The organism is Streptomyces sp. NPDC054866, assembly GCF_053610745.1.
This window is the reverse complement of the sequence record NZ_JBSGZA010000001.1, coordinates 526,307-546,977: the sequence shown is the minus strand read 5'-3', so window position 1 is coordinate 546,977 and position 20,671 is coordinate 526,307. Positions and strand designations below refer to the sequence as shown.

The following is a 20,671-nucleotide window of genomic DNA, read 5'->3' as shown; positions in this document are numbered from 1 at the left end:
ATGTCGTGGCGGAGCCGTTTTCCGTGAGCATCAGCGTCCGTGGGTACGAGACGGACTCGCAGGGCCACTTGAACCAGGCCGTCTATCTCCAGTACGCCGAGCACGCCCGCTGGTCGGTGCTGCGCGCGGCCGGCATCGAGCAGGCCGATCTGCTCGCCAAGGGGGTCGGCCCGGTCGCCCTGGAGAACACCATCCGCTACTTCAGCGAGCTGCGCGCGGGCGACGAGGTGGAGGTGAGCTGCGTCTTCGTGTGGGGCGAGCGCAAGACGTTCCGCATCGAGCAGACGATCCGCAAGACGGACGGCACGAAGGCCGCCGAGCTGCACTCCATCGGCGGCCTCCTGGACCTGAACGAACGGCAGATGGTGGCCGACCCCCGCGAGTACTTCAGAGCGCTGGCGAATGACCCGGCCGTGATCGGCCTCTGACCGGCCCTTGACCGGCCTTCGGCAGCATGGCAGTTGGGGCGCCGGCCCGGGTGGCGGGAACTAGATTGGCTGGTGATCGTTCTTTCAAGCAGTAAGCAGGCCCGCTCACCCCCAGGAGGCTCCCGTGCCGGACCGCGACCCCCAAGCCGACGCCGCCGCGGACATACGCGCGCGCATCGACACCAGCACGCCGCACTCCGCGCGCTTCTGGAACTACTTCGTGGGCGGCAAGGACAACTACGAGAAGGACCGCGAACTCGGCGATCACATCAAGCAGATCCACCCCGGCCTGGTCGACGTGGCGCGCCTGAGCCGGCACTTCCTGGGCCGCGCGGTCCGGTATCTGGCGACGGAGCAGGGCATCCGCCAGTTCCTCGACATCGGTACGGGCCTGCCGACAGCCGACAACACGCACGAGGTCGCGCAGCGCGTCGCCCCGGACTCCCGGATCGTGTACGTGGACAACGACCCGCTCGTCCTGGCCCACGCCCGCGCGCTGCTCACCAGCACGCCCGAAGGCGAGACCGCGTACATCGACGCCGACCTCTACGCCCCCGAGGCCATCCTGGAGGCCGCGAGCGCGACCCTGGACCTCTCCCGTCCGGTCGCCCTGATGATCCTCAACACCCTTGGCCACGTGGCGGATTACGAGCAGGCGCACGAGCTGGTGTCCCGGCTGATGGCGGGCCTGCCGTCCGGCAGCCATCTGGTGATCAGCGACAGCACCGCCACCAGCGACGGCATGATCGCGGCGTCGAACGCGTACAACAAGAGCGGCGCGATCCCCTATTACGTCCGCGGCGTCGAGGAGATCGGCGGCTTCTTCGACGGCCTGGAGCTGGTGGAGCCCGGCGTCTGCCAGGTCACCCGATGGCGCCCGGACTCCGGCTCCGCGGACACGACGCCGGTCGACGCGTACGGCGCGGTGGCCCGCAAGCCATAGGTCTCTCCGGAGCGGCGGGGGCTACGCGTCCACCAGCCCCCGCCGCTCGTCATAGTCCGCACGCGACTGCGCGATCGTCACCCGGTGCCGCTCCGCCCACCCCGTCAGGGACAGCAGCGTGCCGTGCAACTCCTGGGCGACCGTCGTCAGTTCGTACTCCACCTTCGGCGGTACCGTCGGATGCACCGTGCGCGTGAGCAGGCCGTCGCGCTCCAGATTCCGCAGGGTGAGGGTCAGCATGCGGCGGCTGATGCCGTCGATGCTGCGCTCCAGCTCCGTGAAGCGGATGGGGCCGTGGGCCGCCGCGACCAGGATCGGGACGCTCCATTTCCCGACCACCCTGTCAAGAACTTCCCGCACGGGGCACGCCTGCGCGTTCACCACCTGCGAGGTAACACCGGTGTTCCCATGGGACATTGAAGTGCCTCCTTCTCCCGGCCTCCATGGTCACCCACGATGAGTCCCGTTACAAGTCGTGCACCTATGCAGTTCATGGAGGTTTTCATCGTGTCCGAGGCCAGGGCTCAGGCCCCATCCACCACACCACGCTCCCGCCGGGCGTCGCTCGCCGTGCTCTCCTCGGGGCTCCTGATGACGATCATCGACGGCAACATCGTGACCGTCGCGATGCCCGCCATCCAGAGCGATCTCGGCTTCTCGGCGCCGGGCCTCGCGTGGGTCGTGAACGCCTACCTCATCGCCTTCGGCGGTCTGCTCCTGCTCGCCGGGCGGATCGGTGATCTCATCGGCCGCAAGCGGATGTTCGTCTCGGGCCTCGCCGTGTTCACCGCGGCGTCCGTGCTGTGCGGGGTCGCCACCGACCAGGGTCTGCTGATCGCGGCACGCGCCGTGCAGGGCGTCGGCGGGGCGATGACATCGGCGGTCGTACTGGGCATGCTGGTGGCGCTCTTCCCCGAGCCGCGCGAACAGGCAAGGGCCATCGCTGTGTTCAGCGCGGTCGGCGCGGCGGGCGGCGCGCTCGGCACATTCCTCGGCGGGGCGCTCACCGAGGCCCTCAACTGGCACTGGATCTTCCTGATCAACCTGCCGATCGGGGTCGTCGCGCTCGTCGCGGCGGTACGCGTCCTCGCGAACGACCGCGGCACGGGCCTCGCCGGGGGCGCCGACTATCCGGGCGCGGCGCTCGTCACCGGCGCGCTGATGCTCACCGTCTACACGATCGTCGGCTCCGCCGAGCACGGGACGCCCGCGACGCTCGCGCTCGCCGCCCTCTCCCTCGCCCTGTACGCCGCGTTCGCCGTGCGCCAGGCCCGCACGGCCCGGCCCCTGCTGCGCCTGCGCGTCTTCCGCTCTCGCGTCCTGACCGGCGCCAACGCCGTGCAGATCATGATGATCGCGGGCATGTTCGGCTTCCAGTACATCGGCGCGCTCTACTTCCAACGGGTGCTCGGCTACGGCGAGTTGAAGACCGGCTTCGCGTTCCTGCCCGCGCCGATCGTCATCGGCGTCCTGATGGTGGGTCTGTCCGCCAGGGTGATCGGCCGCTTCGGCCCCTACCGTTCGCTGCTCGCGGGCCTGGTCCTCATCACGGCCGGTCTCGCCCTCCTCGGCCGCCTGCCCGCCGACGGTTCGTACGTCGTCGACGTACTCCCCGCGATGCTGTTGCTCGGCGCCGGGTTCGCGGCGGCGATGCCCGCCGTGACGGGGCTCGCGATGTCAGGGGCGCGCGAGGAGGACGCGGGCCTGGCCTCCGGGCTCTTCAACACCACGCAGGTGGTGGGCGGTTCGCTGGGCCTGGCCGTGCTGACCACGCTTGCCGCGAGCCGCACGGAGGGCCTGCTCGCGGACGGCGGGCAGACCGTGGCGGCCACGGCCGACGGCTACCGGCTCGCCTTCTGGGTGGCCACGGGCATCGCGGCGGCGGGCCTCGCCCTGGCGGCGACGCTGCTGCGACCGGGGCGCGGAACGACCGCATCCGATGACACCGCCGCTGCCGCTGCCACCGCAACTGCCGCCACCGAGCAGCAGGGCGAGCCGGAGCGCCGCGAGCCCACGACGGTGTGAACCAGCTGTTAGACCGATCCGGGTACTCCTCTTGCCTCACGACCAGCCGGGCCACTACGGTCCGGCCAGCCGTGAATCTACGCGCGTCGCACACCGATCGAGAGGTCCCTGACCATGCGTAAGACCGTTCTGACCGCAATGACCGCACTGGGCACGGGAATTGCCCTGGCGCTCAGCACCGGACTGTCCGCGGCGCAGCCCGAGACCGGCCGGTGGCAGCAGGTCGGGGACGACGTGAAGTCCGGCATCAGTGGGCTGACCGTCACCTCTCGTTCGGGTGACGATCTCCGCGCCCTCGTCGTACGCGACAACAAGCGGCCCGGCGAGAACCGCATCGCCGAAGTGACCCACCGCCCCGGCCGGCCCGCCGAGGTCGCCGCGATGACGTGGCTGAGCGGCGCCGAGCCCGTCGACCTGGAGGCGGTCGACGCGGTGCCGGGGACGTCCGACGAGTACGTGGCCGTGGCGAGCCGCGGGCTCGCCTACCACCTCAAACTGACCGACGCCGGGGAGGCCGTACGCGTCCTGGACATCGCCCCGCTGCCCGCGATCGGAGCGGGCGACGACTTCGAGAGCTTCACGCTGACCTCACGGAACGGGAAGACGGCGGCGCTCTGGGCGGACCGCGGCGAAGGCGCGGACCGTCCCGCGACGCTGTACGCGGCTGCGTTCTCGGTCAATTCCTACGGTGAGTCGAAGTTCGGCGCGGTGAAGAAGGCGACCCTCCGCGCGCCCTACCCGAAGGGGAACGTGCGTCACGCCTCGGACATCGAGGTGACCAAGTCGGGCCGCATCCTTGTCAGTTCGGCGTCGGATGCCGGTGACGACGGGCCGTTCGACTCCGCGGTGAGTGACGCGGGCAAGCTGAGGGTCACCTCCGCGGGGAAGGTGCGTCTTTCCGTCGACAGGTCGCCCGAGCTCCTGGAGACGTTCGAGGGTCACAAGATCGAGGCGCTGCGCTGTCTCCCCGGCTCCGGCCTCGCGGCCCTCGGCACGGACGACGAGAACGCGGGAGGCTCCCTCACCACGCGCCGGCTCTGCGACTGACCTCGGCGCCTTCTGCCCGCCGGTAGAGCCGGCCGACCGCCGCGCACTGCAGGGCCATGGACACCGCCATGGCCACGCAGACGCCCGGCAGTCCCTGATCCAACAGGGCGTAGGCGAGGGCCAGTTGGGCCGCCACCCCGCCTGCCGTGATGCGGGCGAGGGCCGGGCTTCCGCCGCTGCCCTCGAACACACCGCCCAGCGCGATGAAGCAGGCCAGCAGCACCAAGTACGGTCCCAGGCACCGCAGATAGAGCGCCCCGGCGGCGGCCACCTCACCCTCGGCGCCGAAGCCCCGCATGATCCACGGACCGGCGACGAGCAGCAGCAGCGCGGCCGTAAGACCCAACACACCCGCGACCAGCAGCACTTGGCGCCCGACTGCCCGCCGCTCGTGACGTCCTGTACCCATCAGGTGGGCGGTGTGGATGGCCGCGGCCTGGCGCACGGAGTAGAAGGCCATCGTCGCCAGATACATCGCCTTGGTCGCGATGCCGTACGCGGCGACCTCGCCCACGCCGATCCTGGCGACGACCGCGACCAGCGCGAGCGCGCCCGTCATCCGGAGCACGAAGTCCGCGGACATCGGAAGCCCCGTCGCCACCGTCCTGCGGGCGTCGGCCGCCAGTCGCTCCAACCCGGACCTCTGGAGGGGCACTTCTCCCCGCAGTACGTCGTTCCGCCGCAGCGCCGCGAGACCCCAGAGCAACGCGACCGTCCGGCCGATGACCGTGGCGATCGCCGCCCCGCGCACGCCGAGTCCGAGCCCGAGGATGAACAGCGGGTCCAGGACGAGGATCAGGCCGTTGGCCAGCAGGGCGAGGCGCATCGGAGTGCGGGTGTCTCCCGCGCCCTTGAGGATTCCGTCGACGACGTTCGTGGCGAAGTACACGGCCATGCCCGGCAGTGCGATCGCGAAGTAGCCGGTCGTCAGGGCGAGCGCGTCGCCATCGCCTCCGCCGAGGACCAGCCGGGCCAGCGGCTCCCGGCACAGATAGCCGCCGATGGCGACGACGGGCGTGATCAGCGCCCACAGCGTCCAGCCGCCGCGCACCGCGGACCGTACAGCCGCCTGGTCCCGCGCCCCTCTGGCCCGTGCGACCAGGACCGTCGTACCGGACCCTGCCATGAGGATGACGCCGAGCAGCAGGTTCTCGACGTTCGTGGCGACGGCCACCGCGGCGACCGCGGGACCGCCGAGGCGGGCCACCCAGACCATGTTGATGATCCCGGCCGTGACCCCGGCGAGCAGCTCGAAGTAGACCGGGTACGCGAGCGACACCAGCCGTCCGCGATGTTCCTTCGGACCCACCATTCCCCCTCTTTCCGCTGTACCTCGTTTCGAGGTACAGCGGAAAGAGATAGCATCGACCGCACGGCAGGACAAGGGCTGGACAAGAGAAGGGGCTCAACTCACGTGCTGGAGCTGTCGATCCTGGGCTTCCTCCACGAGGAACCCCTCCACGGCTACGACCTCAAGACCCGCATCCAGGGCCTCAGCGGGCACATCCGCCCGGTGAGCGACGGCGCGCTCTATCCGGCGATCACCCGTCTGGTGAAGGCGGGCCTCGTCGAGCAGCACACCGAGCCGGGCAAGAGCGCCGCGCCCCGCCGGATCCTCTCCCTCACGGAGGCCGGGCACGGCGAACTGCGCGCCCGGCTCCGGGACCCCAAGGACGCCGAAATCACCGATGGGCAGCGCTTCTTCACCCTGCTCGCGTTCCTGCGCCACCTCCCCGACCCGGCGGAGCAGGCCGCCGTGCTCCGCCGCCGCAAGGCCTTCCTGGACACTCCCGCGAGCTTCTTCTACCGCGACGGGAAGCCGGTGACGGCGGAGGAGGCACCCGACCTCTTCCGTCAGGGCATGCTCCGGATCGCCCGCGCCACCGGCACGGAGGAGAAGAAGTGGCTGGCCGAGGCCATCGAAGCCCTTGAGGCATCCGCCCGGGAGGCCGGGCGCGGCTGACGGTTCGGTGGAGCTCAGGGCCGCTGGGCGGCCACCAGCTCCCGGGCCTCCTCGTCCGTCGCGACCGAGGGCGGGGAGCCCTCCAGGGGCTTGCGGGCCGTCTCCTTCATCGCGGCCACCGCGATGATGCCGACCAGACCCGCGAGCATCGTGTAGAACGCGGGCATCAAGTCGTTGCCGGTCGCGCCGATCAGAGCGGCGACGACCAGCGGGGTCGTACCGCCGAAGAGCGAGACCGAGATGTTGAAGCCGATGGACAGCGAGCCGTAGCGGACGTCCGTGGGGAACAGGGCCGGCAGCGACGAGGACATGGCGCCCAGGTAGCAGACCAGGGCGAGGCCGAGGATGAGCAGGCCGGTGAAGACCGCCACCGTCCCGCCCTGCTTGATGAGGAGGAAGGCCGGCAGGGCCAGGACGAAGAAGCCCACCGAGCCCGCCATCAGGACCGGCTTGCGGCCGACGCGGTCGGAGAGGCGGCCGACGGAGTTGATGAGCGCCATCAGGATCAGCATGACGAGCACGATGGACATCAGGCCGCCGGTCTCGCCGAAGCCGAGCTGTGTCAGATAGGTCGGCATGTACGACAGCAGCATGTAGTCGGTGACGTTGAACGCGGCGACCAGCGCGATGCACAGCAGCATCGCCCGCCACTGGCCGAAGAAGGAGTCCTTGAATGACTTCTTCTGGCGCTCGGCGGCCGGTCCGCTCTCCGCCTCCGCCATCTTCTGGAATGCGGGCGACTCGTCGAGCTTCAGCCGCAGGTAGAGACCGATGAGGCCGAGGGGCGCCGCCACCAGGAACGGGATGCGCCAGCCCCAGGACTGCATGGCGTCGTCGCTGAGCCACATGGTCAGGGTGGTGACGAGCACCGCCGCGACGGTGTAGCCGATGAGGGTGCCGAACTCCAGGAAGGAGCCCCAGAATCCGCGGCGCTTGTCGGGCGCGTACTCGGCGATGAAGGTCGCGGCGCCGCCGTACTCACCGCCCGTGGAGAAGCCCTGCACCATGCGGCACAGGACGAGGAGGACCGGGGCCCAGACGCCGATGGTGGCGTAACTGGGGATCAGACCGATGGCCAGGGTCGCCGTCGACATCATGATCATGGTCAGCGCGAGGATCTTCTTGCGGCCCACGCGGTCGCCGAGCGGCCCGAAGAACATGCCGCCGATGGGGCGTACGAGGAACGCGGCGGCGAAGGTGGCCAGGGAGGAGAGGGTCTGCGCGGTGTCGTTGCCGGAGGGGAAGAACTCCTTGCCGATGATCACCGCGAGGTAGGCGTAGACGCCGAAGTCGTACCACTCCATGGCGTTGCCCAGGGCGGTCGCCTTCACCGCCCGCTTGACCTGGGCCTCTTCGGTGACGGTGATGTCCGACTGGCGCAGGCGCGGGTTCTTCCGGCGGTGGATCGCGCGGAAGAGCGCACGGTGCCTGGCTATGGCCTCCGGAGCGGGTGCTGGTGTTTCGGGGGCTTCGGGGGCGCTCACGGGGCAGTCACCTTCTTGGTCGGCAATGATCTGTCATCGACCGTCTGACCTGGGAAGTCAAAGATCGACGAACGGTCGTCTGCCCAGCCGGGCGTCGATCAACACTGCCAATTCCGAGGACCGGAAGGTGCCCGCCATTGGTCCTCACAGCAGGGGCCCCAAGTCCTGACTTCCCAGGACTTGGGGCCCGATTGACCCCGGCGGAGGAGCCGTGGTCCGCTCAGCGCGCGTACAGCTGTGTCGCGGGCACGATCTGCTGCTCCTGTCCGGGGCTGGACCAGAGCAGCTTCATGTGGGCCTCGCCGGTCTGTTCCGCGTACTCGACCTTGATCGTGTGCCGCTTCCCGGCGGTGAGGGCGACCTGACCCTTGTCGATCTTCGGCTCGTGCGGTGTCCACGAGTCGATGACGAGCTTGCCGTCGACCCACACCCGCGCCATGTCATCAGAGACGGTCGTCAGCGTGTACGTCTCCGAGCGGCGCGGCTCCAGCTTCCCTGTCCAGCGGACGCTGAACTTGTCGGAGGGGATGCTCGCCGCGGGTGAACCCTCGTACTTCCAGGCGTGGTTGACGGACCGGTCGGTGCGGGTGATCTTCGGGGTGCCGCTCAGGTCCGCGTTGTCGAAGATCTCCTGTTTCAGGCCCTTGCCCTTGCCGGGCCGTGCTGTCGGCCCCGGGTCCACCGTCAGCTCGATGACCGTGGCGGTGTCGTTGGTCGCGGCGCCGGACGGCTTCAGGTCGATGCCGTCGCCGGACTTGGTGACGGTCACCTTCTGGTCGCTGCCGAGCACCCGCGCCGACGTGACATCGAAGTCCGTATGGGCCTTCAGGTGCAGGGCGGTACCGGACGCCGGCCACTGGGTGACCGCCGCGTACAGCTTGTCGCCCTTGCGGCTGACCGAACCCCAGGACGGCTCATCGACGAGTCCGCCGAAGCGGGCGCCGAACACCGCGTTGCCCTGGCCCGACGTACGCAGCCAGTCGCCCATCTGCTTCAGGCGGTCGACGGAGGGCTGCGGGACGCGGCCGCGGGCGTCGGGGCCCACGTTCAGGAGGTAGTTGCCGCTGCGGGACGTCGTGGAGAGGAGGTTCTTGACCAGGGTGGACGACGACTTCCAGTTGGTGTCGTAGCGCGCGAAGCCCCAGTGGCCGTTGAGGGTCATGCAGGATTCCCAGAGCTGGCCGTCGACCGGGGCGCCGGGGATCTCCTGCTCGGGGGTGCCGTAGTCGCCGTCGACCACGCGGCGCTTGCCGACGCGGTTGTTGATGACGAGGTCGGGGTCGAGGTCGCGGAGGTAGGCCTCCAGCTTCTCGCCGTCCCTCGCCGTCCAGGGGTTGTTGGGCTTGTCCGTGTCCCACTCGCCGTCGAACCAGAGCAGGGCGGGGTCGTAGTTGTCCACCAGCTCCTTGAGCTGGGCACGCATCCGCTTCTCGTACTTGGGGAAGGTCGCCGGGTCGGGGAAGTCCGGGTCGCGCCAGTCCCAGATCGAGTAGTAGAAGCCGAGCTTGATGCCCGCGTCGTCGGATGCCTTCTTCAGCTCGGCGAGGATGTCGCGGTTCTTGTCGAAGGAGGAGTGGTCGCGCAGGTTCCAGTCGTTGACCTTCGTGGGCCACATCGCGTAGCCCTCGTGGTGCTTCGATGTGATGACGATGTAGCGCATCCCGGCGTCCTTGGCCGCCTTGACCACGGCCTTGGCGTCGAAGTCGGCCGGGTTGAACGTCGCGGCCTGCTTCTCGTACTCGGCCTTCGGGATGTCGCACTGGCGCTGGATCCACTCGGCGTCACGGCAGAGGGAGCCGTCGGCCTTCTTGTACTCGCCCTCCAGGTTGGAGTACGCGCCGAAGTGGATGAACATGCCGAAGCGGTCCTGCCGGAACCAGCTGGTGCGATCGGCGGTGAAGGGGTCGTCGGTGGCGTGGTCGGTTCCGGGGCCCGCGGCGGCCGGGGGTTCCGTCGGCGCGGCGACCGCCGTGGGGACGGCTGTCGCGGCGAGGGCCGAGGCGAGGAGCAGGGCGATCCCGGCGACTCTTCGCCGGGTGCGGCTCAGCTGTGTGCGCATGGGGGCGGCTCCCTGAGGTTGACGGGTCGCTCGGGAACGTAGGGTTGAATACATCGGATGTCAATGCGCCCAACTGACCCTGATGGGGCGGATGTTGGCGTGATCACGCGACATCGCTCCGATGACTGACCCCCGGGTCACCCCCAGGTCGCCCCCGAGCCACCCTCGCCACCCACCCCTTAAAGCTTTCAAGCGAATTGCGGTCGGTCCGGGTCGGCCCGAGTCAGCCCGAGTCAGCCAGCGAAAGGAATCTGTGACTCCGATAAACCCGCCGCACAACACCCCTTCCGCTATTGACTATTCACCGGAAGAGCCTTTGTGAGAGTGGTGTAGCATCGGATCAGGCAGATAAATCGTCGACGATTGAAATCAGCCAACGGGGGCCCTCATGTCATCGATAAAGATCCTGCTTGTCGACAGCGAACAACTCGTCCTCGAAGGATTCCGCAAGCTTCTCGACGGGTTTACGGAATTCTCCGTGGTGTCCATCGCCCACGACGCCGCCACCGCCCTTGAGCACTTACGCGGGCACCGTCCGCAGATCGTCGTGATGGGACTGGGCGTGCCCGGAACGGGCGGCGTGGACGCGATCCGCGCCATTCGCCGCGAGTCCGGCCACGTACGCATCGTCATCCTCTCCTCCAACCAGCAGCCGGTCTATATGCGCGAGGCCTTCGTGGCCGGGGCCAACGCCTATCTCTCCCGCAGCATCGACGCGGACGAACTGCGCGGGACGCTCCTCGCGGTGCACCGCGACGGCGCCGCGTTCACCGCGGCCACCGCGGGCCCGCTCCTGCAGCTCATGTCGGGCCGCCACCGCGGCGACGACGCGGCCCTGTCGACGCTGACCGAGCGCGAGCGGCAGATCCTGTCCCTGGTCGCCGACGACCACGAGACCGACTGCATCGCCACGGCTCTGGGCATTCGCCCGAAGACCGTGCGCAACTATCTGAGCCGTATCTACGCCAAATTGGGCACCCCCAATCGCGTCCAGACCGTCCTGTACGCGAAACGCTCTTTAGGCCGCCATGGAGGACTCGCGACGGACCCGTGACACACAGGACGGGAATCTCCCTGACATCACTGCGGAACACGCCTCAATTACCCGCGCAATTGGCCCGTTCATTACGCTTCCTGTACGACATCGGCCACCGCCCTGCACCATGCCGCGCCCGCATCGGCCAGCGCGACGGGGAAGGCCATGAAGGTGAACGCGCCGCCCGGCGGGAGGTCTCGCAATCTGGCCAATCCCTCAATCTGGATGAATTCGCGTTTCCTGCCATGGATATGCGTGGGCCAGAGAGCCGCGGGATCTCCGGTCCCGTAGAAGGACTCCACCATCGGACGGGCGGGCCCGTCGAAACTCCAGCAGTCCGTGCCTAGCACTTTCACCCCGAGATCCAGCAGATGGTCGACGGCCTCGGGAGTGATGGCGGTGGACTCCGTGTAGTAGGCGGGAGTGCCCAGGCGCAGATCCGAGTCGGTGCGGAAGAGCACCACCGTCCCCGGAACCACCTCCGAACCGGCCGCGCGCAACGCCTCCTTGACGTCACGGGCCGTGACGCGCCCCCCGCACTCCCGCACGTCGAGGACGACACCGGGCCCGCGGAACCACTCCAGTGGCAGGTCGAGGACCTTCTTGGCGGGCCTGCCCGCGCACTCGGGGCCGTAGTGGAAGGGCGCATCCACGTGCGTGCCCTGGTGCACGGACATCCGGTAGAACTCGTTCGAGAGGAAGCAGCCGTCGGGCAGGTCGCGTACGCGCAGCCTGCGGGCTCCGGTCAGCCAGCGCCAGTAGTTGCGCCGCCGGTCCGTGCGGCTGTCCCCCGGTAACGCCCTGATTCTGCGCGACAGATGGCGAATGCCGTCCCGGTGGAGCCACTGCTCGAACTCCACGCCGGGTGCGCGGCGGCTGATGGGGATGCTCAGGTCTACATACATGAGTCGGGTGCACCTCTCTCGTTCTGTGTCGGTGACGCTGTAGGTGGCGCTGTCGGTCGCGCTGTAGGCGGCGCTGTAGGTCACGCTCACGCGGCGTAGGTGAGCAGGCGGCGGATCGCGGCCGCCGACGTATGGCCGTACGTCTGCCTGGCCCGGCCGAGAAGGCGGCGTACGTCCATCGCGTACTCCTGTGTGCCGGTCGTCTCCAGGGCGAACGACGCGAGCACGCAGCCCAGTTGGGCCGATCGCTCGAACGGTGCGCCCTGGGCGAGCCCGGCGACGAGGCCCGCCCGGAACGCGTCCCCCGCCCCGCTCGGCTCGGCCACGGTGACCGAGCCGGGAGCGGGGACGAGGGACGGCTCATGGCCGGCGCGCTCGATTCGCACCCCGGCGGCGCCGAGCGTGGTCACCCACGCCCCGACCCGTTCGAGGATCCGCGGCCCGCTCCAGCCGGTTGCTTCGCGTAGCCGCACCGAATCGCCCCCGTCGGTGAAGAGGCAACTCGCTCCCTTGATCAGGTACTTGAGGTCCGCGCGGCCCATCCCTCCGATCTGCCACGAAGGGTGGGCCACGAACGGCAGCCCCAGCGCACGGCACTCCCCGGTGTGCCGGAGCATCGCGGCCGGATCGCCCGGCTCGACCACCACGAGACCGAGACCGCCCGTGCGCTCCACGACGGAACGCAGCGAGAGGGTGGACGAGGCCCCCATGGCTCCCGGCCGGAAGGTGCTGACCCGCACCCCCTCCAGGTCGGTCGTGCACACGTACCGCGCGGTGTGCTCGCCCGGCACGACGAGCACGGACTCGGTGTCGACCCCGTGCTGCTTGAGCCACACCTGGTAGTCGGCGAAGTCCGAGCCGGCCGCGCCGACCAGGACCGGGTCGAGGCCGAGGCGGCCGAGGCCGAGGGCGACGTTGGCGGCTGCGCCGCCCCGGCGTATCTCGAGCCGCTCGGCGAGGAAGGGCAACGACGCGACGTGCGGCCGGCCCGATGCTCCTGACGGCTCCAGGAACCGGCCCGGGAAAGTCATGAGGTGGTCCATCGCGATGACCCCCGTAACGGCGATGGGCACGGAGACTTCAGACCCCGGACTCGATCTTCCGCTTGATGCCCGCCTGGTTCTGCCGCGTGTGCAGCTGCATGCGCTCCACGACGGTCGGCAGCGGGACATCAAAGGCGTCGTCGACCTCGAAGTCCTGGACCCAGGTCATCAGGGTTCCCTCGGGCACCTGCCGGTAGCTCCACCTGAGGTGCATGTAGCGGAACGGGAAGAGCGGATCGCGCCGCTCGGCGACCGCCGTGAGCTCGCGGTGGTCCAGGAGCCGCCAGGAACTCCAGGTCGAGCCCTCGGGGTTGGTCAGCTCGAAGAGGATCTCGGTCCAGCGGCCGTCCCGCTCCTGCGAGACCACCTTGGCGTGCTGGTACTCGTCGAAGAGGTCGGGCCAGCGGGCGATGTCGTTGGTGGTCTCGAAGACGCTCAGGGCGTCGGCCTCGATGACGACACTGTTCTCGATCCTGGGCATCGTCTCAGCTCCCCACCGTGGCGGCGCCGGCCGACAGCAGGCGCCCCACACAGTCGACGAGGTCACCGAAGGTGCGGAAGCCGCCCTCGGCGTCGGCGTCGATGCTGACGCCGAAGTGCTGTTCGAGGGCTACGACGATCTCGACCAGCTCGGTCGAGTCGATGTCGAGGTCTTCGGCAAGGCGCTGCCCGTCGGCCAGCTCCTCGTTCTCGAAGCCGGCACCGCGCATGACGGTGACCACGTTCTCGCGGATGTCCATGTAACTCACGTACTCCTCACGTTGGTTGGATGCTCTGGGAGGGTCAGTCGGCGACCGCGATCGCCACGGCCACGCCCGCCTCGTGCGAGATGCTCACGTGCAGCCCGCTGTAGCCGGCGCGCCGGAAGGCCTCAGCGGCCCGGCCTGTCAGCCGGGGCACGGGTGCGCCCGACGCGTCGCGGCCGATCTCGACGTCGCGCCAGCCCAGGCCCTCGCCGTGGCCGCCGAGGGCCTTGCGCACGGCCTCCTTGGCGGCGATGCGGCCCGCCATGCAGGAGGCCCGGTGGCGGGGCGACGCGCCCTCGCACAGGGCCAGTTCGTTGACCGTGAAGAACCGCTCCACGAGCCGCCGGCCCCGCCGCTCGGCCATCGCGCGCAGACGCTCGACGTCGACGATGTCGATGCCCACCGCGCGGATCCCGGACGACCGGGGCAGGGCACTCCACGCGGTCAACGCCTCAGCAACAGACATGCGTTGACACCTCCCAGGCCGCGCGAGACCACCAGCGTGTGCTCACAGTCGCCCGCCGGACGCGCCTGTCCCGCGACCAGGTCGAGGTCGATGCCGGGAGCCGGGCGTTCCAGGTTCACGGTCGGCGGCAGCACCCCGTCGCGCATCGCCCGCAGGGCGAGCGCCACGTCGGCCGGCGCCGCGGCCCCCAGGAGGTGGCCGAAGCCCGACTTGGGTGCGGTGACGGGGAGTTGGCGTGCGGTGCTGGGGCCGAACGCCTCGTGCAGCGCGTATCCCTCCGTGACGTCCTCGAACGGGACGCCCGAGCCGTGCGCGAAGACCGCTCCGATGTCGCCGCCGGAGATCCCGGCGCGTTCCGTCGCCGTCCGCATGGCGCGGCCCAGGATCTGCCCGGTCGGCTCGACCGTGTAGTACGGCATGTAGCCGTCGGTGCTCACGCCCCAGCCGGCCAGTTCGCCCAGGATCCGCGCCCCGCGCCGCTCGGCGTGCTCGCGGCGCTCCATGACCAGGAACACCGCGCCCTCGCCGAAGACGCTGCCGCCGTGGCCCGCGTCGAACGGCCGGTACAGCTCGTGCGGGGCGAGCGAGCCGCGGGACTTGGCGCCGAGCCCGCTGGTCTCCATGCAGAGCCAGCCGTACGGGGAGAGGGGCGCCTCCACGCCGCCCGCGATCACGATGTCCGCGCGGTCGCGCAGGAGCGCCTCGGCCCCGCCGATCAGCGCGTACGCTCCACTGGCCCGGTCGGCGACGAACGTACGCGCCGGGCCCTTGATCCCCTGGTCGATGCAGATGTTGCCCTGTGGCGCGGCGGGGAACCAGGCGGTCGCCTGATAGGGGCTGACCGCGCGCGGCCCGTCGGTCCACAGGTGGCGCAGCTCGCGCTCGGCGAACTCCCAGCCGCCCAGGATGTTTCCGACCATGACGCCGGTCCGCTCGGCGGATGCCTCTTCGCCGACGGTGACGCGGGCGTCCGCGAGTGCCTGCCGCACGGCGTGCACGGACAGGTGCGTGAAGCGGTCGGTGCGCTTGACGAAGCGGGACGGGAGTTCGGCGCCCGCGTCGAAGTCGGCCTGGCCCGCCGCCGACGTGGCGTACTCCGAGGCGTCGAAGCGGTCGATGGCGGCGACCCGCGGGACGCCTTCGCGTGCACTGTCCCAGAGGGGGTCGATGCCGGTACCCGCGGGCGTGACCGCGCCGATGCCGGTGATGACGACGCTCATCGGTGCGCCCCTTTCCGCACGGCCCGCGTGACGAGCGCGGCGTGCAGCCCCGCGAATCCGCTGGCGCCCTTGAGGATGGCCTCGCCGTGCCACGGGCGGCCTTCGCCCGGGACGTAGTCGAGGTCACAAGTGGGGTCGGGGGTCTCGTAGTTGGCGGTCGGGTGGACGAAGGAGTGCTTGCCCGCGAGGGCGCAGAGCACGATCTCCATGGCGCTCGCGGCGGCCAGCGCGTGGCCGACCATGGACTTCGCCGAGTTCACCGGGATCTGCCGGGCGCGCTCGCCGAGGGCGAGCTTGAGGGCGCTGGTCTCGCAGGTGTCGTTCTGCGGGGTCGAGCTGCCGTGCGAGCTGACGTGGTCGATGTCCCGCGGACGCAGGCCGGCCTCCGCGACGGCCTGTGTCATGGCGCGGGTCAGGTCCTCGCCGTCGGAGAGCAGATCGGTCATGTGCGCGGCGTTCGAGGTGTGCGAGAAGCCGTCGACCGTCAGGTAGGGCACGGCGCGCCGGCGCTCGGCGTGCTCCCGCGACTCCATGACGACGATGCCGCAGCCCTCGCCGAGCACGAAGCCGTCACGGCCCGCGTCGTACGGGCGTGACGCGGCCTCGGGTCGGTCGCTGTGGGCGCGCGAGAGGCAGTTGATGATCTCGAAGGACGCCACCGTCACCGGGGTGATGGGCGCCTCCGTGGCCCCCGCGATCATCACGTCCGCCTCCCCGTGGCGGATCGCCTCGTAGGCGTGGCCGATCGCGTCGACGCCGCCGATGCACCCCGTCGACAGGGTCACGCACGGGCCCTGCATGCCCAGCAGGGCCGAGAGGATCGTGCCGGGGGTGTTCGACATGGACGCGAGGTACAGATCGCGCCCGGCCTTCCCCGGGTCGACGGGCCCCCGCCCCTCATCGGTGACCCGCAGGAACTCCTCCTCCATCTTCGGGGTGCCGCAGACCGCCGTGGACAGTGAGAGTCCGGCGCGCTCCGGGTCGTAGGCGCCCCGGTCGAGTCCGGCGTCCCGTACGGCTTGGTACGCGGCCGCGACGGCGAACTGCGTGTACCGGTCGAGGCGTTGCACCTCGGGCGGCAGCGCCGGTATCTGCTCCTCGAATCCGGCGACCTCGGCGATCGCGTCCGACTCGAAGTCGAAGTCTCCGAAGAGCGCCGAACTCGTGATGTCGGAAAGAGGTTTGGTGACACTCTTTCCCGCGGAGATTGTTTCCCATAATGCTTCTGTTCCGATTCCGGCCGGGCTGACCACGCCCAACCCGGTGACCACCACTTCTCGCACTGCTTCTGGCACGTGAACCACTAACGCCTTTCTCCTGTCAGGACGGTGATGAGACCGGGTGTGACGGACTCCTTTGCCGTCACCCCGTATTTCTCCATGACCGCGCGGTACGCGGATTCCTCCTGGACCCCGCCCGCCTCGGTGTTCACCAGGAGGCTGAGCGCGATCATCGGGCGGTGCAGGGCGGGCCGCCCCGGCTCCTGGCGCATGACGTCGACGATCAGCAGGGTGCCGCCGGGCCGCAGCAGCCGTGCGCACTCCTGGACGAGGCGTTCGGTGGCGTCCGGGCCGGCGAAGCGACTCAGGTGGGCGAGCACGACGGTGTCGAAACACCCCTCGGGGAAGGGCGCCTTGGGGAAGTCGTCGGCGTAGTCCCTGGTGAAGTCGGCGGGGACGAAGCGGAACCGCTCCGCCACGCCGAACTCCGCCGCCCGCTCGCGCGCGGCGGTGAGCAGCTCCCGGGAGTCGTGGGCCACCACCCGTGCCTCCGGGTCGGCGGCGGCCAGGGCGATGCCCCACTCCCCCGCGCCCGAGGCGAAGTCCAGGACGCGGCCCGTGTCCCGCGGGGCGAGCTCGCGCACCACGCGGAAGGCGGTGCGCACGCCCACCGGGAAGATCCCGGCGAACATCCCCGGGTAGAGCCCCCGGTTCTCGGGCGCGCCCAGCTCACCGCCGCCGTGGCCGCCGGCCCGCACCAGTTCGGTGAGGCCGCTCCACTGGTCCCATTCCGCGAGTACGTCGGCGAAGTGGTCGCCGAGGTAGCCGCGGGTGCCGTCGACCAGATGGGCACGGGAGGCGTCGGTGAGAGTCCAGCTCTCCTCGGCACCGCCCGCGACCAGGCCGAGCTCCTCCAGGGCGGCGAGCAGGGCGCGCAGCGCGGCGGGGTCGCAGCCCAGCTCGGCGGCGAGGCCCGGCGTGCCGCGCGGGCCCCGGGCGAGGCCGGTGAACACGCCCAGGTCCAGGGCCGTGCCGAGCACTCTGGCGCGGGCGAAGCCGAAGTTCAGGGCGAGGAGCGGGCCGGGGTCCGGCGCGTCCTCGTACGGCGCGAGGGCGCGGCTGTGGGCAGCGGCCGTCGGGGCACTCACTTGCCGCCCTCCAGAAGGCTCACGTACTCGGGGTTCCGCGTGTACTCGTACGGGTCTTCGGAGAGGAACACGTTCCGTACCGGGGGCCGTTCGCAGGGCGCGACGACGAGGAACCGGCAGGTCTGGTCCGGTCCTGTGACGAAGCCGTGGGGTTCGCCCCGGGGGATGAAGATGGCGTCGCCGGGGCCGACTTTCTCGGTCTTGCCGAGCCCGGGCATGACGAGCCCCATCGAGCCTTCGAGCACATAGATCTCGTGCTCCCACTCGTGGTAATGCGGCGGTGTGGAGCCGTTCGGCGAGACCTCGAATTCGGTGAGGACGAAGCGGTCGGCGCCGTCCGGTGTGTCGATGAGTTTCCGGTGAGTGGTCTCCTTCGCTCCGGGTTCGCGGACTATTTCGGCCTTGACCGCGGTCCTGTGCACGCGCTTCATGTGCTGCCTTTCTCCGAATGAGAATCCCGAATGGTTTCCCCGTCTGGTTTCCCGACTGGCTTCCCGACTGGGGCAGGCGCTCTTTTGTGCGGCGCCGCAAATCGAACGTAAGTCAGCGGTACGGAGCGCATCTATGGGCATGGACCGCCGCCGACGCCGGGACTTGGAACCGGAGTCGCCGGGGACGTCGGCCCACGGGGCGGGACAAAGTCCCGGTGAATGCGGGTATCCCTACGTCATGCCCCTAGCCCGCCGCACGTTCCTCTCCGCCCTCGCCGGGACGACCGGCGCCGCCGTCGCCTGTTCCGGCTCGTCCGCCGACGGCGCCCCGACCTCCGAGTCACCCGCGGTCAAGGCCGCCCGGCGGCTGCTGCCCGGACACTGGAAGCAGCTGACGTTCACGACCGCGGGTCCCGCCGACGCCTTCCGGATATCCGGGCGGCGCGGGCGGATAGAGATAGCCGGGCCGAATCCGGCCGTCCAACTCACCGGCCTGCGGCACTACTTGAAGCACACCGCCCACGCGAACATCACCTGGGCGGGCAGTCAGCTGGACCTGCCCGACCGGCTCCCCGGGCTCGACGAACCGGTGACCGGAAGCGCCAACGCCCCGCACCGCTTCGTCCTCAACGACACGAACGACGGCTACACAGGGGCGTACCACGACTGGTCGTACTGGGAGCGCGAGATCGACGTGCTCGCGCTGCACGGCTACAACGAAGTGCTCGTGTACGTCGGCGCCGACGCCCTCTATCACCGCGTGTTCCAGGAGTTCGGCTACTCCGACAAGGTGATGCGCGAGTGGATCCCGTCCCCGGCCCACCAGCCGTGGTGGCTGCTCCAGAACATGTCCTCCTTCCCGCATCCCGTCTCACGCCAACTCCTGGACGCACGAGCCGCGTTGGGGCGCCGGATCACGAACCGACTGCGCGAGCTCGGCATGACCCCGGTCCTCCCCGGCTACTTCGGAACGGTCCCGCCCGGATTCGCCGCGAAGAATCCCGGCGCGAAGACCGTGCCGCAGGGCGACTGGGTCGGCTTCGCGCGGCCCGACTGGCTCGACCCGCGCACCGAGCACTTCGAGCGGGTGGCCGCCGCCTTCTACCGCGCCCAGGACGAGCTGTTCGGGGCGTCGACGATGTACAAGATGGACCTCCTCCACGAGGGCGGAAAGCCGGGCGACGTCCCGGTCCCTGACGCGGCGAAGGCCGTCGAAAAGGCCCTCCGGTCCGCACACCCCGGCGCCACCTGGGTGATCCTCGGCTGGCAGAGCAACCCTCCCAAGGCCATCGTCGACGCCGTCGACAAGTCGAAGATGCTCGTGGTCGACGGCCTCTCGGACCGCTTCCCAAAGATCACCGACCGCGAGTCCGACTGGAACGACACCCCCTACACCTTCGGCTCGATCTGGAACTTCGGCGGACACACGACTCTCGGCGCCAACACCCCCGACTGGGCAGCGCTCTACGAGAAGTGGCGCACCAAGGAAGGCAGCAAGCAGCGCGGCGTCGCCCTGATGCCGGAGGCGGCCGACAACAACCCCGCCGCCTTCGAGCTCTTCTCCGAACTGGCCTGGCGGACGGGCGACTTGAACCTCACCGCCTGGTTCGCCGACTGGTCCGCGTCCCGCTACGGCGCCGCCGACCCGCACGCGGCCGAAGCCTGGGACGTCCTGCGCCGCACCGCGTACGGCACGACCCGAGCGGACGAGTGGTCCGAGGGTGCGGACGGCCTCTTCGGCGCGCGCCCGGACCTTGCGGCGAAGTCGGCGGCGGCCTGGTCACCGGAGGCAATGCGGTACGAGCCAGCAGACTTCGAGCCAGCACTAACTGAACTCCTCTCCGTAAAAGCCTCGTTGAGACGCTCATCCGCCTACCGCCGCGACCTACTGGACGTGGCCCGCCAGACACTCTCCAACCGCAGCCGGGCACTGCTCCCCCAGATCAAGAAGGCGTACGACGACCGGGACAACGCCCTCTTCGACCGGCTGACCCGGACCTGGCTCGGCCTCATGGACCTGCTCGACAAGCTCGCGGCCACCGACTCCCGCCACCTACTGGGCCGTTGGGTCGCCGACGCCCGCTCATGGGGCGCCGACGCGACGGAGCGGGAGCATCTCGCGTACGACCAGCTGTCGCTGCTCACCGTGTGGGGCACGCGGGCCGGCGCGGACGCGGGACTGCGCGACTACGCCAACCGGGAGTGGGCCGGCCTCGTCGGCGGGCTCTACCGGCTGCGCTGGGAAACGTACTTCAAGGAGCTGCGGACAGCACTCGACCAAGACCGGAAACCAAAGGCCATCGACTGGTTCACGATCGAGGACGGCTGGATTCGCAACCCGGGACCGCTCGCGACCCGACCGACCGGCGACACGTACGAGACCGCAAGGCAAGTACACAGCCGACTGACCGCCATCCGCTGAGAAGCCATCGCCCCAACGGCCGTGCCCCGGACGGAAATCGGTGGCACGGCCGAGCCCCATTGATGTTGAAGTTCCGCTGCACGCA

At 69.9% G+C, this 20,671-nt stretch carries 20 protein-coding genes; 7 read left to right on the top strand and 13 right to left on the bottom strand.

Features of this window, described 5'->3' with window-relative positions; translation table 11 throughout:
* Window positions 1–5 precede the first annotated feature (5 nt).
* Window positions 6–428 carry an acyl-CoA thioesterase gene (locus ACWGI2_RS02265; RefSeq protein ID WP_453394238.1) on the top strand — a complete coding sequence of 141 codons (423 nt, stop codon included), beginning with the start codon at window positions 6–8 and terminating at the stop codon, window positions 426–428.
* 124 nt (window positions 429–552) lie between these two features.
* Window positions 553–1,371, top strand: a complete 819-nt coding sequence (locus ACWGI2_RS02260) for an SAM-dependent methyltransferase (RefSeq protein WP_453693204.1) — start codon at window positions 553–555, stop codon at window positions 1,369–1,371.
* 21 nt (window positions 1,372–1,392) lie between these two features.
* Here ACWGI2_RS02260 and ACWGI2_RS02255 read toward each other — a convergent pair whose 3' ends face one another.
* Window positions 1,393–1,788 (bottom strand): winged helix-turn-helix transcriptional regulator, encoded by a 396-nt coding sequence (locus tag ACWGI2_RS02255; RefSeq protein WP_453693202.1) that lies wholly within the window; start codon window positions 1,786–1,788, stop codon window positions 1,393–1,395.
* A gap of 174 nt (window positions 1,789–1,962) precedes the next feature.
* On the opposite strand from ACWGI2_RS02255, the gene ACWGI2_RS02250 reads away from it, so the two are divergent.
* Both ACWGI2_RS02250 and ACWGI2_RS02245 read left to right on the top strand, forming a co-directional pair.
* Window positions 1,963–3,396 (top strand): MFS transporter, encoded by a 1,434-nt coding sequence (locus ACWGI2_RS02250; protein ID WP_453694627.1) that lies wholly within the window; start codon window positions 1,963–1,965, stop codon window positions 3,394–3,396.
* A gap of 114 nt (window positions 3,397–3,510) precedes the next feature.
* Window positions 3,511–4,443 carry a hypothetical protein gene (locus tag ACWGI2_RS02245; RefSeq protein ID WP_453693200.1) on the top strand — a complete coding sequence of 311 codons (933 nt, stop codon included), beginning with the start codon at window positions 3,511–3,513 and terminating at the stop codon, window positions 4,441–4,443.
* Here ACWGI2_RS02245 and ACWGI2_RS02240 read toward each other — a convergent pair.
* On the bottom strand, window positions 4,418–5,755 hold the full coding sequence (locus tag ACWGI2_RS02240) for an MATE family efflux transporter (RefSeq protein ID WP_453693198.1): 1,338 nt from the start codon (window positions 5,753–5,755) through the stop codon (window positions 4,418–4,420). The genes ACWGI2_RS02245 and ACWGI2_RS02240 overlap by 26 nt on opposite strands.
* Window positions 5,756–5,857: 102 nt before the next feature.
* On the opposite strand from ACWGI2_RS02240, the gene ACWGI2_RS02235 reads away from it, so the two are divergent.
* The gene (locus ACWGI2_RS02235; protein ID WP_453693196.1) at window positions 5,858–6,406 is read left to right on the top strand and encodes a PadR family transcriptional regulator; all 549 of its coding nucleotides are present in this window, start codon (window positions 5,858–5,860) and stop codon (window positions 6,404–6,406) included.
* Between the two features lie 14 nt (window positions 6,407–6,420).
* On the opposite strand, the gene proP is transcribed toward ACWGI2_RS02235, so the two are convergent.
* Together proP and ACWGI2_RS02225 are read right to left on the bottom strand one after the other, a co-directional pair.
* Entirely contained in the window at window positions 6,421–7,890 is a 1,470-nt protein-coding gene (proP, locus tag ACWGI2_RS02230; RefSeq protein ID WP_453693194.1) for a glycine betaine/L-proline transporter ProP, read from the bottom strand.
* A gap of 220 nt (window positions 7,891–8,110) precedes the next feature.
* Window positions 8,111–9,949: an alpha-L-fucosidase gene (locus tag ACWGI2_RS02225; protein WP_453693192.1), complete on the bottom strand. Its 1,839-nt coding sequence runs from the start codon at window positions 9,947–9,949 to the stop codon at window positions 8,111–8,113.
* Between the two features lie 388 nt (window positions 9,950–10,337).
* Between ACWGI2_RS02225 and ACWGI2_RS02220 the strand changes: the two genes are divergently transcribed.
* Complete coding sequence (locus ACWGI2_RS02220) at window positions 10,338–11,003, top strand: response regulator (RefSeq protein WP_453394229.1); 666 nt, start codon at window positions 10,338–10,340, stop codon at window positions 11,001–11,003.
* 71 nt (window positions 11,004–11,074) lie between these two features.
* On the opposite strand, the gene ACWGI2_RS02215 is transcribed toward ACWGI2_RS02220, so the two are convergent.
* From ACWGI2_RS02215 to ACWGI2_RS02175, 9 genes are read right to left on the bottom strand one after another with little or no spacing between them, the layout of a single operon-like run.
* Complete coding sequence (locus tag ACWGI2_RS02215; protein WP_453693190.1) at window positions 11,075–11,980, bottom strand: cyclase family protein; 906 nt, start codon at window positions 11,978–11,980, stop codon at window positions 11,075–11,077.
* A complete protein-coding gene (locus ACWGI2_RS02210) occupies window positions 11,977–12,963 on the bottom strand; it encodes a PfkB family carbohydrate kinase (protein WP_453693188.1) in 987 nt (328 codons plus the stop codon). The genes ACWGI2_RS02215 and ACWGI2_RS02210 overlap by 4 nt, the downstream gene beginning before the upstream one ends.
* 7 nt (window positions 12,964–12,970) lie before the next feature.
* Window positions 12,971–13,414 carry an SRPBCC family protein gene (locus ACWGI2_RS02205; RefSeq protein ID WP_453693186.1) on the bottom strand — a complete coding sequence of 148 codons (444 nt, stop codon included), beginning with the start codon at window positions 13,412–13,414 and terminating at the stop codon, window positions 12,971–12,973.
* A gap of 4 nt (window positions 13,415–13,418) precedes the next feature.
* Window positions 13,419–13,673, bottom strand: coding sequence for an acyl carrier protein (locus ACWGI2_RS02200; protein WP_453694626.1), 255 nt, complete (start codon window positions 13,671–13,673; stop codon window positions 13,419–13,421).
* A 43-nt stretch (window positions 13,674–13,716) separates the two neighbouring features.
* Window positions 13,717–14,145: a holo-ACP synthase gene (gene acpS, locus ACWGI2_RS02195; RefSeq protein ID WP_453693184.1), complete on the bottom strand. Its 429-nt coding sequence runs from the start codon at window positions 14,143–14,145 to the stop codon at window positions 13,717–13,719.
* Entirely contained in the window at window positions 14,124–15,365 is a 1,242-nt protein-coding gene (locus tag ACWGI2_RS02190) for a beta-ketoacyl-[acyl-carrier-protein] synthase family protein (protein WP_453394224.1), read from the bottom strand. The genes acpS and ACWGI2_RS02190 overlap by 22 nt, the downstream gene beginning before the upstream one ends.
* Entirely contained in the window at window positions 15,362–16,660 is a 1,299-nt protein-coding gene (locus tag ACWGI2_RS02185) for a beta-ketoacyl-[acyl-carrier-protein] synthase family protein (protein WP_453693182.1), read from the bottom strand. Before ACWGI2_RS02185 ends, ACWGI2_RS02190 begins: the two co-directional genes overlap by 4 nt.
* A gap of 8 nt (window positions 16,661–16,668) precedes the next feature.
* Entirely contained in the window at window positions 16,669–17,733 is a 1,065-nt protein-coding gene (locus tag ACWGI2_RS02180; protein ID WP_453693180.1) for a methyltransferase domain-containing protein, read from the bottom strand.
* Window positions 17,730–18,164, bottom strand: coding sequence for a cupin domain-containing protein (locus tag ACWGI2_RS02175; protein ID WP_453693178.1), 435 nt, complete (start codon window positions 18,162–18,164; stop codon window positions 17,730–17,732). The genes ACWGI2_RS02180 and ACWGI2_RS02175 overlap by 4 nt, the downstream gene beginning before the upstream one ends.
* A 238-nt stretch (window positions 18,165–18,402) precedes the next feature.
* On the opposite strand from ACWGI2_RS02175, the gene ACWGI2_RS02170 reads away from it, so the two are divergent.
* Window positions 18,403–20,586: an alpha-N-acetylglucosaminidase gene (locus ACWGI2_RS02170; RefSeq protein ID WP_453693176.1), complete on the top strand. Its 2,184-nt coding sequence runs from the start codon at window positions 18,403–18,405 to the stop codon at window positions 20,584–20,586.
* The last annotated feature ends 85 nt before the right edge of the window (window positions 20,587–20,671 follow it).

What these genes read in the sequence shown, in the direction of transcription:
- ACWGI2_RS02240 (WP_453693198.1), bottom strand. Translation starts at nt 5,755, where the DNA reads ATGGTGGGTCCGAAGGAACATCGCGGACGGCTGGTGTCGCTCGCGTAC.
- acpS (WP_453693184.1), bottom strand. Translation starts at nt 14,145, where the DNA reads ATGTCTGTTGCTGAGGCGTTGACCGCGTGGAGTGCCCTGCCCCGGTCG.
- ACWGI2_RS02220 (WP_453394229.1), top strand. Translation starts at nt 10,338, where the DNA reads ATGTCATCGATAAAGATCCTGCTTGTCGACAGCGAACAACTCGTCCTC.
- ACWGI2_RS02175 (WP_453693178.1), bottom strand. Translation starts at nt 18,164, where the DNA reads ATGAAGCGCGTGCACAGGACCGCGGTCAAGGCCGAAATAGTCCGCGAA.
- ACWGI2_RS02205 (WP_453693186.1), bottom strand. Translation starts at nt 13,414, where the DNA reads ATGCCCAGGATCGAGAACAGTGTCGTCATCGAGGCCGACGCCCTGAGC.
- ACWGI2_RS02255 (WP_453693202.1), bottom strand. Translation starts at nt 1,788, where the DNA reads ATGTCCCATGGGAACACCGGTGTTACCTCGCAGGTGGTGAACGCGCAG.
- ACWGI2_RS02170 (WP_453693176.1), top strand. Translation starts at nt 18,403, where the DNA reads ATGCCCCTAGCCCGCCGCACGTTCCTCTCCGCCCTCGCCGGGACGACC.
- ACWGI2_RS02225 (WP_453693192.1), bottom strand. Translation starts at nt 9,949, where the DNA reads ATGCGCACACAGCTGAGCCGCACCCGGCGAAGAGTCGCCGGGATCGCC.
- ACWGI2_RS02200 (WP_453694626.1), bottom strand. Translation starts at nt 13,673, where the DNA reads ATGGACATCCGCGAGAACGTGGTCACCGTCATGCGCGGTGCCGGCTTC.
- ACWGI2_RS02190 (WP_453394224.1), bottom strand. Translation starts at nt 15,365, where the DNA reads ATGAGCGTCGTCATCACCGGCATCGGCGCGGTCACGCCCGCGGGTACC.
- ACWGI2_RS02245 (WP_453693200.1), top strand. Translation starts at nt 3,511, where the DNA reads ATGCGTAAGACCGTTCTGACCGCAATGACCGCACTGGGCACGGGAATT.
- ACWGI2_RS02250 (WP_453694627.1), top strand. Translation starts at nt 1,963, where the DNA reads ATGACGATCATCGACGGCAACATCGTGACCGTCGCGATGCCCGCCATC.